The 15118-nt window shown below is 71.6% G+C and carries 12 protein-coding genes and 1 pseudogene; 5 read left to right on the top strand and 8 right to left on the bottom strand.

Annotated features, from left to right (window positions below):
* The first annotated feature begins 207 nt into the window (after positions 1-207).
* From ACIBVN_RS41510 to ACIBVN_RS41525, 4 genes are all read left to right on the top strand, one after another.
* The gene (locus ACIBVN_RS41510; RefSeq protein ID WP_397145784.1) at positions 208-4167 is read left to right on the top strand and encodes a metallophosphoesterase; all 3960 of its coding nucleotides are present in this window, start codon (positions 208-210) and stop codon (positions 4165-4167) included.
* Between the two features lie 68 nt (positions 4168-4235).
* Positions 4236-5375: a HupE/UreJ family protein gene (locus tag ACIBVN_RS41515; RefSeq protein WP_397145785.1), complete on the top strand. Its 1140-nt coding sequence runs from the start codon at positions 4236-4238 to the stop codon at positions 5373-5375.
* A gap of 147 nt (positions 5376-5522) precedes the next feature.
* Entirely contained in the window at positions 5523-8417 is a 2895-nt protein-coding gene (locus ACIBVN_RS41520; protein ID WP_397145786.1) for a BTAD domain-containing putative transcriptional regulator, read from the top strand.
* Positions 8418-8436: 19 nt separating this feature from the next.
* On the top strand, positions 8437-8907 hold the full coding sequence (locus tag ACIBVN_RS41525; protein WP_397145787.1) for a hypothetical protein: 471 nt from the start codon (positions 8437-8439) through the stop codon (positions 8905-8907).
* Between the two features lie 36 nt (positions 8908-8943).
* On the opposite strand, the gene ACIBVN_RS41530 is transcribed toward ACIBVN_RS41525, so the two are convergent.
* Genes ACIBVN_RS41530 through ACIBVN_RS41540 form a run of 3 tightly spaced genes read right to left on the bottom strand, consistent with a single transcriptional unit; the run spans position 8944 to position 11310 of the window.
* Positions 8944-10092 (bottom strand): NAD(P)/FAD-dependent oxidoreductase, encoded by a 1149-nt coding sequence (locus ACIBVN_RS41530; RefSeq protein ID WP_397145788.1) that lies wholly within the window; start codon positions 10090-10092, stop codon positions 8944-8946.
* 3 nt (positions 10093-10095) lie between these two features.
* Positions 10096-10290 (bottom strand): ferredoxin, encoded by a 195-nt coding sequence (locus ACIBVN_RS41535; protein ID WP_397145789.1) that lies wholly within the window; start codon positions 10288-10290, stop codon positions 10096-10098.
* Between the two features lie 15 nt (positions 10291-10305).
* Positions 10306-11310: a cytochrome P450 gene (locus ACIBVN_RS41540; RefSeq protein WP_397145790.1), complete on the bottom strand. Its 1005-nt coding sequence runs from the start codon at positions 11308-11310 to the stop codon at positions 10306-10308.
* A 140-nt stretch (positions 11311-11450) separates the two neighbouring features.
* On the opposite strand from ACIBVN_RS41540, the gene ACIBVN_RS41545 reads away from it, so the two are divergent.
* Positions 11451-12011, top strand: a complete 561-nt coding sequence (locus tag ACIBVN_RS41545) for a TetR family transcriptional regulator (RefSeq protein WP_397145791.1) — start codon at positions 11451-11453, stop codon at positions 12009-12011.
* On the opposite strand, the gene ACIBVN_RS41550 is transcribed toward ACIBVN_RS41545, so the two are convergent.
* From ACIBVN_RS41550 to ACIBVN_RS41570, 5 genes and pseudogenes are all read right to left on the bottom strand, one after another.
* Complete coding sequence (locus ACIBVN_RS41550; protein WP_397145819.1) at positions 12008-13027, bottom strand: arabinan endo-1,5-alpha-L-arabinosidase; 1020 nt, start codon at positions 13025-13027, stop codon at positions 12008-12010. The two genes, ACIBVN_RS41545 and ACIBVN_RS41550, sit on opposite strands and share 4 nt — an antisense overlap.
* Positions 13028-13038: 11 nt before the next feature.
* Positions 13039-13173, bottom strand: coding sequence for an RICIN domain-containing protein (locus ACIBVN_RS41555; RefSeq protein ID WP_397145820.1), 135 nt, complete (start codon positions 13171-13173; stop codon positions 13039-13041).
* A 40-nt stretch (positions 13174-13213) separates the two neighbouring features.
* A pseudogene (locus ACIBVN_RS41560) lies at positions 13214-13495 on the bottom strand (family 43 glycosylhydrolase); the annotation flags it as partial.
* A 131-nt stretch (positions 13496-13626) separates the two neighbouring features.
* On the bottom strand, positions 13627-14577 hold the full coding sequence (locus tag ACIBVN_RS41565) for a transglutaminase-like domain-containing protein (RefSeq protein WP_397145792.1): 951 nt from the start codon (positions 14575-14577) through the stop codon (positions 13627-13629).
* A gap of 25 nt (positions 14578-14602) precedes the next feature.
* Entirely contained in the window at positions 14603-15076 is a 474-nt protein-coding gene (locus ACIBVN_RS41570) for an RrF2 family transcriptional regulator (RefSeq protein ID WP_397145793.1), read from the bottom strand.
* Between the last annotated feature and the right edge of the window lie 42 nt (positions 15077-15118).

A 15118-nucleotide genomic window follows, 5' to 3' on the forward strand; every position in this document is an offset into this window, starting at 1 on the left:
GCGCGGGCGGCTGCCGCGCTTCAGTGCGTGTGTGACCTAGTTGTTCCTGTGTCGTGACAAATGACCAGAATGAGCCGATCGTTTGTCGTCCCTTCTGTCACTGCACGCACATTGTTCACTCGTGCGCTCCAAAGTGTCCGCCCGAGAGCACGCCGCCTTATCGGCTGCTTATGCACGACAGAGAAGGGACTGCACCTGATGCAGCCAATGGCAGCCCGAAAGCTACTGGGCGGCTTACGGGGCCGAGGACGTCTCACCGCGGTCGCCGCGGTCGCGGCGTTGCTCGCCGGCAGCCTCGTCACCGCGGCGTACGCCGACCCGGGACAGGGAGAACAGGACCGGGGACGGCCCAGCCCGACGCCGACCGGCTCCCAGAGCCCTCCGACGCTCACCCCCGCCGGCGGTTCGTACCTCGAGGGCACGGTGAAGGTCGCGGCGGTCCCGGCTGCGGCCGGTGACAGCGTCACGAAACTCGCCATCGACGACAAAGCGCTCGACGCCACCCGGACCGTGGGCGTCTCCAAGCTCAGCTTCGACGTCGGCCCGAACTCGACGGAGGCGCAGTACCACAGCTACGTGCTCGTCAACGGTGCGTACCGGAGCGACATCGGCGACCACGTGAACGAGCGGGCGACGATGGAGATCCCGAACGAGCACCTGGTCAAGGGAGAGAACACCGTCGAGTTCGTCATCGGCGCGATCCAGTCGTCGTGCGGCCTCAACCACGACGACTTCGTGCTGTCCGACGTGGGCCTCGAACTGCTCGGCGAGGTCGCGGACGGCGAGGACAACCCGTACACCTTCTCCTTCGGCGACGGCAGCTGCGGCACCAACACCACGCTGCTGAAGCGGGCCACGCTCAAGTTCTTCGTCCAGGGCGACCCGCAGGCCACCACGGGTCTCACCGCGGACGTGGACACCACGACGCTGGCCAACGGCGAGCACGCCATCACCGCCACGACTGCGGCCGGCGTGACCGTCAAGAACACCGTGACCGTGAACAACGCTCCGGCAGGGGCGCCGCGGCTGCTGCCCACGGACGGCACGCTCGTGGCGGGCACGAAGCCGGTCTTCGCCACGGTCCCGGCGAACAGCACGGGCGGCGTCAAGTCCCTCACCGTCGACGGCGAGAAGCCCGTCACGAAGCCCACGCTCGGCAACGGCGCCGCGATGCTCGGCTTCGACGTGGGGGCGGACGGGATCGAGGACAAGTTCGACAACTTCCTGCTGGTCAACGGCAAGCGCATCGACCTCGGCGGCTCCTGGGCGAACCAGCGGGTGACCGTCGCGGTCCCGGCCCGGTTCCTGGTGCCCGGCGACAACACGATCAAGGTCGTCACCGGCGACGCCAAGGAGTCCTGCGGCAACAACCGCGACGACTTCACGATCGCGAACCTCGGCCTCGCCCTCGACGGCGCCACCGTGACCGGCCAGGACATCGAGCCGTCGTACGAGATGGGCGACGGCGTCTGCGGCAGCGTCCAGACCCGCCTCCGCGAGGCCGAGCTGCGCTACACGATCGACGCCCCCGCGGTGCACGTCGTCGAGACGCTCGGCTCGGGCAACGCGACCCTCAGCTTCAACGTGGGCAGCAACTCGATCGAGGCGCGCTACCAGAATTTCATGCTCGTCAACGGCCAGAAGGTCGTGCTCGACGGCGACTTCGTGAGCAGGCGCGTCGACTTCACGATCCCGAACGAGTTCCTGGTGCCCGGCTGGAACACGATCGACTTCGTGGCCGGCACCTTCCCGACGTCGTGCGGCAAGAACCGCGACGACTTCGCGATCTCGAACATCGTGCTGACCCCTGCGCAGGGCACGGCGACCGGCCAGATGCTCAAGACCTCGTACGGTATGGGCGACGGCAACTGCGGCGACAACGTGAACCCGCTCACCGAGATCGACCTCGAGTTCCTGGTGGACGCCCCGGCCCGCGGCCTGCGCGCCGACCTCGACACCACCGCCATCAAGGACGGCAAGCACGAGCTCGCCGCGGAGTCGGCCACCGGGGAGGTCGCCACCCGCACCCTGATCACCGACAACTCCGCCCCGAAGGTCGCCAAGAGCGTTCCGGCCGAGGGCGAGAAGATCACCGCCACGGTTGTGCTGGACGTCAAGCTGGAGGACGCCTCCGGCGTCGTGTCCGGGCCGGACGTCAAGCTCGACGGCCGGCCGATCGAACTGGGCGCCCAGGTGGGGCCGGGGCTTCGCGCAGGCAGGCACACCCTGGCCGTGACCGGCGCCGACGGGCTCGGCAACACCGCGACCCGCGAGGTCGTGTTCGAGTCCGCCGGCATCCCGGACGTGCCGGCCGAGTTGACCCCGGCGCGGGGAGCCACCGACGTGTCGGACCCCGTCCAGCTCTCGGCGAAGGTGGCCGAACCCGACGGCGGCCAGGTGACGGCGACGTTCTCCGAGGCGAAGATCCTCGCCCCGGACCAGGTGTTCCAGGGCACGGCCCAGTCCGTCCCGACGACCCTGCGGGTCCCGGGCGAGAAGCGCGTCAGGACCGACGGGCTCGAGCCCGCCGACGGCAGGACGCTCGACGCCCCCTCCGGGCAGGACCTCGTCTACCAGCGGTACGACGTCGAGGTCCAGGGTCACGTGGACTCCCCGGTCCTGCGCTGGGAGGGCGTCATCGACCCCGAGCGCCTGGCCTCGCTGCGGGTGTGGAACACGAAGGCCAAGGCGTGGGACCTGCTGACGAGCGCCCGCGGCGCCGCCGGGGGCAAGACCGTCCTCACGGCCGTCGTCGGCCGGGAGTACGTCGACAAGCAGCAGGTGCACGTCATGGTGACGGGCGAGGACCCGTTCGCCGACGACATCCAGCCCGGCGACCCGAACGGCTTCGCCGACCCGGCGAGCTACGACTTCTCGATCGTCCACTTCACCGACACGCAGTACCTCTCCGAGGGCGCGGTGGAGCAGGAGACCCCCGAGGAACGCGCGGTGTGGGAGTCGGCCTACGCCGGCATCGTCAACTGGATCAAGGAGAACAAGGACCAGCGGAAGATCTCGTACGTCGCCCACACCGGCGACATCATCGAGAACAACATCCGCAAGCCCGCCGACGAGGCCGCGCAGCGGCAGGCCGCCGGCGAATTCGAGGTCTCCTCGAAGCAGCAGAAGGTGCTGGACGACGCGGGCGTCCCGAACGGCGTGATCGCCGGCAACCACGACAACCAGTCGGGCACCGAGAACGGGCCGGAGGCGACCTACAACAAGTACTACGGCCCCAGCCGGTACCAGGACACGTCCCAGGGCTGGCAGCACGCCAAATACGGCGGGCCGTGGAAGGAAGGCGACAACCAGAACCACTACGACCTGTTCTCCGCGGGCGGGCTGGACTTCGTCGTGGTCGGCCTGTCGTACGGCGTGACGAGGGAGGAGGCCGAATGGGCCGGCTCCGTCTTCAAGAAGTACGCCAACCGCAACGGCATCCTGCTCTCGCACGACTACCTGGTGCCGAGCACCAGCCCCGACGGGCGCGGCGCCGGGTTCGCCGCCCCCGACGGCTCGATGCTGTACAAGACGGTGGTCGAGAAGAACCCGAACGTCTTCTTGATCCTCGCCGGACACGAGCACGGCGTGGGCACCAACGTGAAGCCGAAGGTCGGCCAGGTCGGCAACGGCGTCGTCGAGCTGCTGGCGGACTACCAGTTCTACACGGTGTCGGCCGACCGACTGGGGCTCACCCAGATCGGCGGGTACAACCCGCAGGACCAGCTCCAGTTCGGCGCGAGCTTCTTCCGGCTGCTGCAGTTCGACGTCAAGCGGGCGGAGCTGAGCGTGGACACCTACTCCCCGCTGCTCAACGACTTCGGCGCCACCGAGTACGACCCGATGCGCCGCTATGACGGGCGCGAGGACAACATGGTGCTGCCGGTCGACCTCACCTCCCGCACGACGACCTTCCAGACCGACTCGCTGGCGCTCTACAAGCCCACGCGGATCATCGGCAGGAGCACGGTCGCCTCAGGCGAGGTCGCCTCGGTGACCTGGGACCGCCTCAAGGACGACACGGCTTACGCCTGGTTCGTCACGGCACGCTCCGCCGGCGGCGGCGTGACCGCCTCCGAGCCGAGCGTCTTCGTCACCAAGGACGAGCACGGCCGCCCGGGCAAGTGGGGGCCTGACTCGCCCATGTACCGCTGGTTCAACCGCTGACCGAGCAACGCCGCCCCGGACCGCCTGGTCCGGGGCGGCATTCACCCGCTGATCTGGAGAGAACAGACATGCCTCGCAGGCGCCGGCTGTCCGCCGTCGTGGTCCTCGCCGCCGTCATCCTCTGCGGCGTGCTGGCCGACCTGGTCCGTCCCGCCCCGGCGGCGGCGCACGACGCGACCACGACCGCCCACGCCGAGGTGACCGGCACGGGCGCGAACGTCCGGGTCGTGCTCGACCTGGAGTACGACCTGCTCATGAAGTCGGCCTGGCTCTACGCGGAGGCCTACGAGGCGAAGGAGCGGGCCGAACAGCTCCGCCAGCTCACGCTCAACCGTGACGCCGTGACGGACTACGTGACGCGCCGCTTCGCCGTGGCGTACGACGGCAAGCCGTGCGCGCCCACGACGGCAGGCGACGCGGACGTGCGCCTGCGTGGCAAGACGGCCTTCGCGGTGCTGACCTTCGCCTACGCCTGCCAGGGCGAGGCAGGGGGAGCGCACGCGATCTCGAGCGCGCTGTTCCCCGACGCCGAGAGCTTCGTGCACAGCACGAAGACGATGGTCCGGTACGACATCGACGGCGAGACGAGCTCCGCGGTCCTCGACGCCAGGAACCCGACGCTGCGGATCAGCGAGCGACCGGCATCGCATCAGGTGGGGGAGTTCTTCCTGCTCGGTGCCGAGCACCTGGCATTCGGCCCCGACCACGTCCTCTTCCTGCTCGCGCTCCTCATCGGCGCGCGGCGGCTGCGCGACGTCGTCGTCACGGCCTCGGCCTTCACGGTCGCCCACAGCATCACGTTCCTCCTGGCGGCGATGGGAGTCGTGGACGTGCCGGGAGAGATCGTCGAGCCGGTCATCGCGGCGTCGATCATCGTCGTGGCGGTCGCCAACCTGCTGGGCCGCGAGGAGGACAGACTGGGCAAATGGCGGCTGCCCATCGTCTTCGCCTTCGGCCTGATCCACGGGCTGGGCTTCGCGGGCGCGCTGGACATCAAGGCGAGCGGGTCGTGGCAGCTGCTCCTGTCGCTCCTGAGCTTCAACGTCGGCATCGAGGTGACGCAGCTCGTGATCATCGCACTGCTCTTCCCGCTGCTGGTGCTGCTGCGCCGGACGTCCGCGGCCCGCTGGGCGGTGGCCGTGATGTCGGTGCCCATCGTGGCGGTCAGCCTGTACTGGTTCTTCGACCGCATCCCGCTGCCGCTATGAGGGGGCCGGCCCCGGCACGCCGGCCGCATCATCGACATGGGCTCGACGGCCGGCCGGTTCGCAGTCTCCCCGCAGATCGGCTGGAGGCGATCACCGCGCCCGGCCGGATCGCCAAGGCGTGATCCGTGCCGGTGGATAATCACCGGCATGCGGTTTGCGATCCTGGGCGAGACCCGGGCATGGCGCGACGACGGGACGGAAGTGCCGCTGGGCGGCCCCGCCCGCCGCGCGCTGCTGGCCCTGCTGCTCGTCCGGCCCGGCGAGGTCGTGCCGGCCGACCGGCTGGCCGACGAGGTCGACCCGGGCGGGGCGCTGTCGGCGCACGCGCTGCAGTCCCAGGTGTCCCGGCTGCGCACGGCGCTGGGTTCGGCGGCCGCGATCGAGCGGGCCGGGGCGGGTTACCGGATCGTGGTCGCCGACGATGACGTGGACGCCTGCCGGTTCGAGCGGCTGGCGCAGGAGGGCCGGGCCGCGCTGCGCGACGGCGAGGCCGGGCGGGCGGTCGTGCTGCTGCGCGAGGCGCTGGAGCTGTGGCGGGGGCCGGCGCTGGCCGGCCTGGCCGAGAGCCGGACCGCTCAGACCGCCGCCGTACGGCTGGAGGAGCGCCGGCTCGGCGCCCTCGAGGACCGGATCGAGGGCGAGCTGCGGCTCGGCGAGCATCGCGCGGCCGTGGCGGAGCTGCGCGAGCTGGTCGGCCGCCATCCGCTCCGTGAACGGCTGGCGGGGCTGCTGATGCGGGCGCTGTTCGCCGAGGGCGGGCAGGCCGAGGCGCTGGTGGTGTTCGAGGAGACCAGGCGGCACCTGGCCGACGAGCTGGGCGCCGACCCCTCGGCCGAGCTGGTCGCGCTCCACCGGGAGCTGCTGAGCGCCGATCCGTCGCCGACCCCGGTCGCGCCGCCCGCCCAGCTGACGTCCTTCGTCGGCCGCGCCGATGAGGTGGCCGGGGTCGCCGACCTGCTGCGCGTGGCCCGGCTGGTCACGCTGGCCGGCCCCGGCGGGGTCGGCAAGACCCGGCTGTCGGTCGAGGTGGCCGCTGTCGCGGCGGACGACGTGTGCTTCGTGGAGCTGGCGCCGCTGCGTGACGGCGGCGCCCTGGCGCAGGTGCTGCTGGGCGCGCTGGGCCTGCGCGCGAACGGGCTCCAGCTGGGGGACGGCGGGCAGAAGCCGGTCGACCGCCTGATCGGGGCGCTGTCGGACCGGCTGCTCCTGCTCGTCCTGGACAACTGCGAGCACCTGGTCGAAGAGGCTGCCGCGCTGGTGGCGCGGCTGCTGGCGGCCTGCCCGCGGCTGCGGGTCCTGGCGACGAGCCGGGAGCCGCTCGGCATCATCGGCGAGCACCTCTGGCAGGTGCGGCCGCTCGACGACGACGCGGCCGCATGGCTGTTCACCGATCGCGCCCGAGCCGTGCGGCGCGGGTTCGCGGCCGGCTCCCGGCTCGTGCGGCGGATCTGCGCGGCGCTCGACAACCTGCCGCTGGCCATCGAGCTGGCGGCGGCGCGGCTGCGCACGCTGGACATCGAGGACCTCGCGGGACGGCTCGACGACCGGCTCGCCGTCGCGGCCCGCGGCAGCCGTACCACCGATGAGCGGCATCGCACGCTGCGCTCGGTGGTGGCGTGGAGCTGGGAGCTGCTGTCCGAGCCCGAGCAGCGGGCCGCGCGGTGGTTCACGGTCTTCGCCGGAGGCGCGACGGCGGAGTCCGCGTTGCGGGTGTGCGGCACCGACGGCGAGACGCTGGAGTCGCTGGCCGACAAGTCGCTCCTGGAGGTCTCGGGCGGCCGCTACCGCATGCTGGAGACGATCCGCGCGTACGGCGCCGAACGGCTCGACGCCGCGGGCGAGCGCGAGCCGGCCCGGCGTGCGCACGCCCGGCACGTCCTGGAGCTGGCGCGGACCGCGGACCCGCATCTCCGGCAGGCCGGACAGCTGGAGTGGCTGCCGGTCCTGGCGGCCGAGCACGCCGACCTGCTGGCGGCCGTGCGCTGGGCGGTCGAGGCGCGGGAGGCGGAGACGGCCCTGCAACTGCTCGCCGCGGCCTCGACGTACCTGTGGATCCGTGGCGTGGCCGCCTCGGTCGCGCCGCAGGCGATCGCGCTGCTGGACGCGCTGGGCGTCGCACCTCCTGCCGGCCTCGGCGAGGAGTACGTGGTGTGCGTCCTGCTCGCGGCGTCCGGCGAAGCCGGACGCCCGGTGTGGCAGCGGCACCGTGCGCAGGCCGAGCAGGCGCTGGCCGCGGCATGGTCGGGTGCCCAGCCGGGCCGTCATCCGGCCGTCCTGCTGCTGTGGATGCTGCGGAACGCGGGCGAGGCCGACCCGCACGGCGCGTTCGCACTTGTCTCGTCCCAGCGCGACCGCCCCGAGCCGTGGGTACGGGCGGTCGCCGAGTACGTGTGGGGATTCGGGCATCTCGGCGAGGGCGACAACGCGGCGGCGGAGCGCGGCTTCGGCGCCGCCGTCGAGGGTTTCCGCTCGCTCGGAGACCGGTGGGGCACCGCGCTGGCGCTGGACACGCTCGCGAGTCTGGCGGGCGCGCGCGGTGATCGCGCGACGGCCATCGCGCTCACCGACGAGGCGCTCGCCCTCACCGAGCAGCTCGGCGCCCTGGAGGACAGCGCCGACCTGCTGGTCAACCGGGGCGATCACTTCGCCGGCGACGACGCGGCGGCGGCCCGCGCCGACTATGCCAGGGCCGCCGGCCTCGCCCGCCGCGCCGGCAGCGCCACCACCCTGGCGGCCGCACTCCGCGGCCTCGGCGACATCGCGCTGCTGGAGCAGGACCTGGCCGAGGCGGAGCGGCTGTACGCGGAGGCTCTTGAACGGATCGACCCGTACTGGATCAAAAGCCTCGGCAACCGGGTGCGCGCGCTCGCCGGGCTCGGCCGCGTCGCCGAGGCGCGCGGCGACCACGCCACGGCCCGTTCGCGATACCGGGAGATCGCCGGGTCGGCGGCCGTGATCGGCGCCTCCACCCCGGACGCGCTGCGCCTGATGGGCCTGCCAGAAAGCCTCATCGAGGCGGTGAGCCGCCTGATTTGCCGCTGAACGCTTTACGCTGGCGGTTGTGACCGTCACTCCCGCGCAATTGCGTGCCCTCGCGAGCCGCGCCGAGGCACTCACCGCCGAGGTCAGGGAGCTCTGCGGCAGCGCCCCGGCCGAATCGCCCGAACGCGCCCACCTCCAGGCCGCACTGCAAGCGGCGGGCTGGCTCGCCAGAGGCGCCGAGGATCTGCAGCGTGCGGCCGAGGACCTGGCCAGGCTCAGGTCCCAGCCGGCGTGCGGCTTCGGGTGGGGCGTCTGCCCCGAGCACGGCAACACCCTGTCCTCCCGCGCCGGCGTCTCCACGTGCCGGGTGTGCCGGCGCACCTGGAACTATGACCGGCTCGGCCAGCCGTGCCGCGAGCCGGTGACGTGGCAGGTGATCGACCCCGCCGGGACGGAGACGAGGATGTGCGACGGGCACGTCCTCGGCGCCCGCGCGGCCATGGGGGGCGCCACCTTCACCCGCCTCGATGCAGGGGTCCAGCAGTCGTGACCCCTTGATCGCAGGCGGGCCTCCGATCGACCTCCCTCAGGTGAGAGCCTGGCGGTGCAGGCGGGCGGCCTTGGCCATGTTCCAGCCCAGCACCCCCGTGACCTTGCCGCCGAGGCGGTGGAGGGCGACGAAGCGGTTCTGCTCGGGATCGCCCTCCACCACCTCGACCTCGGCGTCAGGAGACAGCAAGCCGTGGGCCTGGACCTTGACGTCGTACTGGTCGGTCCAGAAGTAGGGGATGGGCGTGTAGACGCGCTCCTCGCCGAGGATGTTGGCCGCCACGACCTGGGCCTGCTCGACGGCGTTGGTCCGGTTCTCCAGCCGCAGCCTGCGGTCGAGCCCCTCGTGGTGCCAGGAGGCCAGGTCGCCCACGGCGTAGACGCCGTCGGCGGCGCGCAGCCGGGCGTCGCACTCGACGCCGTCGCCCACCGGCAGCCCGCTGCCGTCGAGCCAGGCGGTCGCCGGGCGGGAGCCGATCGCCACCACCACCGCGTCGGCGGGCAGCAGCTCGCCGGAGGCCAGGCGTACCCCCGTGACCCGCCCACTCTCGGCGGTCAGGCTCTCGACCGCGACGCCGAGCCGCAGCCGGACGCCGCGCTCGGCGTGCCGCCGGGTGAGCAGCGTGGCGGCCGGGTCGCCGAGCAGGTCCGCCAGGACGGCGCGGCCGAGGCCGGCAAGGGTGACGTCGAGGCCCATCTCGCGGGCGGTGGCGGCGACCTCGGCGCCCAGCACGCCCTCGCCCACGACCACGAGCCGGGGGCCGTCGAGCAGGTGGGCCCGCAGGGCGAGCGCGTCGTCCAGGGTGCGCAGCACGTGCACGCCCGCCAGCCCGTCCTGGCCGGGGAGGCGGGACGGGGTCAGGCCGGTGGCCAGGACCACGGCGTCGGCGCGCAGGGTCTGCCCGGTCGCCGTCGTCACCTCGCGCGCCGCCGGAGTGAGCCGTACCGCCGGGTCTCCCAGGATGAACTCGGCGCCCAGCTCGGCCAGCTGGGCCTCGGCCCGCAGGTGCGCTCTCTCGCTCTCCCACGCCCCGGACAGGACCTGCTTGGACAGGGGCGGCCGGTCGTAGGGCGGGTGGGGTTCGGCGCCGAGGAGGGTCAGGCCGCCTTGGTGGCCCTTGCGGCGCAGCGCCTCCGCAACGGCCAGGCCGCCGGCGGACGCGCCCACGATCAGGACGTCGGTCAAGGGTCATCCCTCCACGGTGATCGCGGCGGCCGGGCAGACGTCGGCGGCCTCGCGGACCGCGGCGTGGTGTTCCTCGCCCGGGGAGGCGTTCAGCAGGATCACGATGCCGTCGTCCTCGCCCTGGTCGAACACGTCGGGCGCGAGCAGCACGCACTGGCCCGCGCCGCAGCACTTGTCGGCGTCAACGGTGATGTTCATCAAGGTTTCCTTCGATTACCAGGTGACCGGGACCTGCTCCAGGCCGCCGACCAGGAGCCCTTCGCGGCGGGTGAGGGCGTCGGCGGGCACGGCCAGCCGCAGCGTGGTGTCGGCGACCTCCACCTCCTCGCTGATGTAGCGGGGGATGCCGAAGCCGAAGTTGGCGTCGTGACGAAGGCACTCCTCGACCGCCGAGCGGATCAGCGTGCGGTCGGCCACCAGGCGCTCCCAGCGGGCGCGGTCGGCCAGCAGCATCGCGACCATCTTGCCGATCATGTTGGCGGTGGTCTCGTGCCCGGCGACCAGCAGCCCCTGGGCGGTCATCAGCATGACCTCCTCGGTGACCTCGCCGCCGAGCGCGCCGACCATCGAGATCAGCTCGCTGATCAGGTCGTCGCCCGGCGCGGCGCGCTTGGCGGCCACGTGGGCGCGCATGTAGGCGGTGAACTCGGCCTGGGCGGCGTCGATCTCGTCCTGGGTGTACTTGGTCAGGCTGAGCAGCGTGTCGGACCAGTACGCGAACCGGTCGCGGTCGGAGTCGGGCACCCCCAGCAGGTCGCAGATCACCCACACCGGCAGCGGGAAGCCGAGGGCCGTGACGAGGTCGGCGGGCGAGCCCTGCTTGACCATCTCGTCAACCAGGCGGCCCGCCATCGCCTCGATCCCGGGCTGCATGTTCGACACCCGCTTGGCGGTGAACGCCTTGCCGATCAGCTTGCGCCACTCCCGGTGGGAGTCGTCCTTCACGCGCGTGCCGCCGGCGTTGCCGAACACACCGCCGGACTCGTTCGAGGTGAGGTTGGCGGCGTCGTCGGCGACCAGATGGTGGGTGAAGCGCGGATCCGACAGCAGCTGCTTCACATCGGCGTACCGGGTGAGCAGCAGCGCCTGGTCGCCGCTGGCCAGCCGGATCGGCGCCACGGGACAGCCCTGACGCAGCTCGGCCCACTCCTGCGGCGGCTCCAGAGCACTGGGCGCGGGGAACGGGTACTGCGGTGCCGGCTGAGTGGTGTCGCTCACATCTCCTCCAAAGTTATGCGGCGCTAACCGGACAGCATTGTCCGGTAACACCGTAGCTTGCTCTCCTGGGGTATGTCGAGTAAAGAAGGAGTCAACGTCAAATAAGCGGACTTTGGTGTCCGGTTGCTATCGTTTCCGTTATGCGAGACGCGCGCCGTACGAACAGAGGCCCCGGCGCCGCGGCCCAGAACCGGGCGGCGCTGATCGCGGCGGCGCGCGAGGTGTTCGCCGCCGCCGGCTACGACGCGCCGCTCAGCATGGTCGCCCGCGCGGCGGGGGTCGGCCAGGGCAGCCTCTACCGGCACTTCCCCGACCGCGTCAGCCTGGCGATGGCCGTGTTCGAGGACGGCGTCGCCGAGGTGGAGGCGCTGGCGGCCGAGCCCGGCGCCACGCTCGACGACGTGCTGGCCCTGATCACCGAGCAGACCATCGCCTCGACCGCGTTCGTCGACATGGTCAGCGCGTCCCTCGCCGACCCCCGGATCGTCGCGGTGCACAACCGCGTGGCGGACGTGCTGGCGGGCAAGCTCGCCGAGGCCCAGCGCGCCGGACGTGTCCGCGCGGACCTGACCGCCGAGGACCTGGTCCTGGCGGTCGGCATGATCACCGCGGTCCTCGCCAAGCGACCGGCGCCCGCCCGGCGCGTGTCCGCCGCGCGGGCGTGGACCCTGCTGCGCAGGGGCCTGGTGCCTGACGCCTAGTAGACGAAGGGCCAGCCCGCGTTGTCGTATCCGATGAGGTTGATGCCGAGCAGGGACGCGCCGTTGTTGGCGTAGTAGTGGTAGTAGAGCACCTCGGCGTCGCTGTCGGGGATCACCGCCTGGTGGCCCGGCCCGTGGACGCTGCCGTGCCCGGCCAGGACCTGGGTGCCGCCGCCCGAGGTCATGGCGACGCCGTTGCGGTCCACGTAGGGGCCGGTGACGCTGGTCGAACGGCCGACCATGATCCGGTACGTGCTGCTCGCCCCCTGGCAGCAGGCGTCGAAGGACACCCACAGGTAGTAGTACGAGCCGTGCCTGAACACGAACGGCGCCTCGACCGCGGTGGTGCCGCTCGTGCGCTGGGCCAGGCTGGTGATCGAGGTGCCGAGGCGCTTGCCGGTGGCGGGGTCGAGCTGGATGAGTTTGATCCCGGTCCAGAAGGACCCGAAGGAGAGCCACCAGCGGCCCTGGGCGTCCACGATGAGGTTGGGGTCGATGGCGTTGTAATTGCTCGACGACGTGGTGGAGATGATCAGCCCTTGGTTCGTCCAGGAGCCTGCGGCGCCCGTGGTACTGGTGGCCAGGAAGATGGCCGAATTGCGCGAGCCGAACGTCGATGCCGAGTAGTAGAGGTAGTAGCGCCCGTTGCGGTATGAGATGTCGGGCGCCCACAGGCTGGCGCTGCCGCCGGTGTAGGAAGACGTCCACGGCGCGCCGTTGGGGAAGACCACGCCGGCGTTGCGCCAGGCGGTCCTGTCGGCAGACGTCTTGATCGCGATGTTGTTGCCGGTGTGCACCAGCAGATACGTGCGGTCGGGCTTCTTGACCACGCTCGGGTCGTGCACGCCGACGTCGCCCGTGACGCGGCCGGGGCCGGGATAGGACGGCGGGGGTGTCGTCGGCGTGGCGAGTGGCTCCGGCAAGGGAGCGGCCGCCTGCGCCGCCTGCGCCGGCTGCGCCGGCTGTAGGACGGAGGCGGCGAGCAGAAGGGCGACCGCGAGAGCGCGTTTCCACATGACGGGACCTCCTAGGAGACGGCCTGGATGGACCACTGCTGGCAGGCGTTGTTGAGCCAGCTCCACTGGCGTACGTCCACGCCGTCGGCGGTGCCGCAGTTCGCCACGTCGGCGACCTTGCCGGTGGCGACGTTCACCAGGCGCACCCAGCCGCCGCTCGCGGTGTGGACCAGGCGGAAGCGCCAGGTACCAGCGGCCGTTGACGAAGTGGAGCTCCGGCGCCCAGAAGTTCGTGCCGCGGGAGGTCGTGGTGTCCTGCCAGACCTGGACGCCGGGGGCGGTGGCGAGGCCGCCGAGGGTCGGTGACTTCCTGATGACCAGCGTGTTCGTGGACGTGGTGTTGATCAGGTAGTAGTTGCCGTCGTAGTACTCCAGCCACGGGTCGGCGCCCTTCTGCGCCTTGATCGGGTTGGTGTAGGAGGTGGCGGCCGACGCGGGGAGCGCGACCGCGATCAGTAAGAGCAGCATGGCGACCAAGGGAATGCGGCTCACCGCTGAACCCCTCTCCGTGATGTGAGCGCTAACACTCGACGGTTGTGGCTCACCTCGGAGGTGTCAAGCGCGCCTGCCGCCGTCGCAGGTCGCCGGGCGTGAAACTTTCACCGAAGCTCGCGGAGGGTTATCTCGCGAGGGCCGTTGAAGGGGGCCAGCGACAGCACCGTTCGCGGCATCCGCAGCCGGTCCTCCTGGAGATATGTCTTCCTGGCCGCCGCGAAGTCCCCTTCTCCGGCCGTCACCTTCGCGATCCGGTCGTAGAGCTCCCGGTCCGATTCGGTGATCCCGTGGTCGAGGTCGGCAATCGCGCCCCAGACATCCCAGACCAGCGGTTCCACCTTGTTCAGGGTGGCGATGTCGAACAGCAGGTTCGCCGCCACGAAGCTCTCCCCGGACATGATCCCGTCCGGGAGGCCGAGCCCGAACGTCGCCGGGTCCGCCTCGCCCGCGCGGATCATCCGCCAGGCGGTGCCGGCGTCGAGGAAGCGGCCGCGCGGGATGTCGACGGGGTCGAAGTCCACCCCGAGCGGGCCGGCGATCACCGGATCGGTGAGCTGGGGGTCGGCCAGGCACCATCCGCGCCGCTCGTCCCAGTACTCGCCGATCAGGTGGTCGTGGTGGAAGCCGTCCCGGCCGAAATAGCCGGCGAACCCGTACCGGACCCGAGCGGGGACTCCCCGGTGGCGCAGGAACGAGCAGAACAGCAGCGCGAAGTCGCGGCACGTGCCGACGAAGCGGTCGCCGAGGTCGCGGGGCCGCGTCAACGGGGCGCCGTCGCGCTCGACGACGACGGCCAGGATGTCGTCGATGTTGCGGGTCTCGGCGTCGTTGTGGAGGCGCTCGGGCGGGATGTCGTAGCCGTAGTTGCCGCCCTCCCACCGGTGGATCATCAGGTCACGGGCGATGCGCGCGAGCCGCGCCGGATCGGGCGGCAGATCGGTATAGAGCGCGGATAAGGCTCCCGGGGTCGAGAAGCTGCTGTGGGTGGCGTAGAAGGTCGCGACGTCGGGGGTGAGTCCGGCGGGGGAGGCGGGCGACCCGGGCGGGTGAGACATGTGCCCTCTCAAATGGGCGTCGATGTCAGGACGTGCCCGCGAGGCGCGACCGGGTGCGGGCGGGCGCCGTCGAGGGCAGTGAGGCGAGGATGTCGGCGAGCGAGACACCGGCGAGGCTGCGCCGCCACGCGTCGTGCGCCTCGGCCATCTTCGCGGCGAGGATGCAGGTGTCCCGGCAGTCCTCGGGCGGCAGCGCCCCCCGCCCCTGCCGGCGGATCTCGCGGCACTCGTACGGTGCGGACGTGCCGTCGACGGCCTCGACGACCTGCAGGAGCGTGATCTCGGCGGCGGGCCGCCCGAGCCGGAACCCGCCCCGGGGGCCGGTCGTCGCCGTCAGCACGCCGGCCTTGACGAGCGCCTGCAGCTGCTTGGCGAGATAGGGCGCAGGGAGGTCGTAGTAATGCGCGAGCTGTGCCGCCGACGCGGTGGCTCCCGGCTTGAGCTGCGCCAGCGTCGTGGCGCAGTGCAACACCCATTCGGTGCTCACAGGCAGCTTCACGGTCCCCAGCCTATCGCAGATATTATGGACCTATATAGTCCG

This window comes from Nonomuraea sp. NPDC049400, assembly GCF_044466425.1.
GTDB lineage: Bacteria > Actinomycetota > Actinomycetes > Streptosporangiales > Streptosporangiaceae > Nonomuraea.

Excerpts from the sequence above, each read along its gene's own strand:
- ACIBVN_RS41510 (WP_397145784.1), top strand. The coding sequence starts at position 208 with ATGGCAGCCCGAAAGCTACTGGGCGGCTTACGGGGCCGAGGACGTCTC.
- ACIBVN_RS41515 (WP_397145785.1), top strand. The coding sequence starts at position 4,236 with ATGCCTCGCAGGCGCCGGCTGTCCGCCGTCGTGGTCCTCGCCGCCGTC.
- ACIBVN_RS41520 (WP_397145786.1), top strand. The coding sequence starts at position 5,523 with ATGCGGTTTGCGATCCTGGGCGAGACCCGGGCATGGCGCGACGACGGG.
- ACIBVN_RS41535 (WP_397145789.1), bottom strand. The coding sequence starts at position 10,290 with ATGAACATCACCGTTGACGCCGACAAGTGCTGCGGCGCGGGCCAGTGC.
- ACIBVN_RS41545 (WP_397145791.1), top strand. The coding sequence starts at position 11,451 with ATGCGAGACGCGCGCCGTACGAACAGAGGCCCCGGCGCCGCGGCCCAG.
- ACIBVN_RS41550 (WP_397145819.1), bottom strand. The coding sequence starts at position 13,027 with ATGTGGAAACGCGCTCTCGCGGTCGCCCTTCTGCTCGCCGCCTCCGTC.
- ACIBVN_RS41565 (WP_397145792.1), bottom strand. The coding sequence starts at position 14,577 with ATGTCTCACCCGCCCGGGTCGCCCGCCTCCCCCGCCGGACTCACCCCC.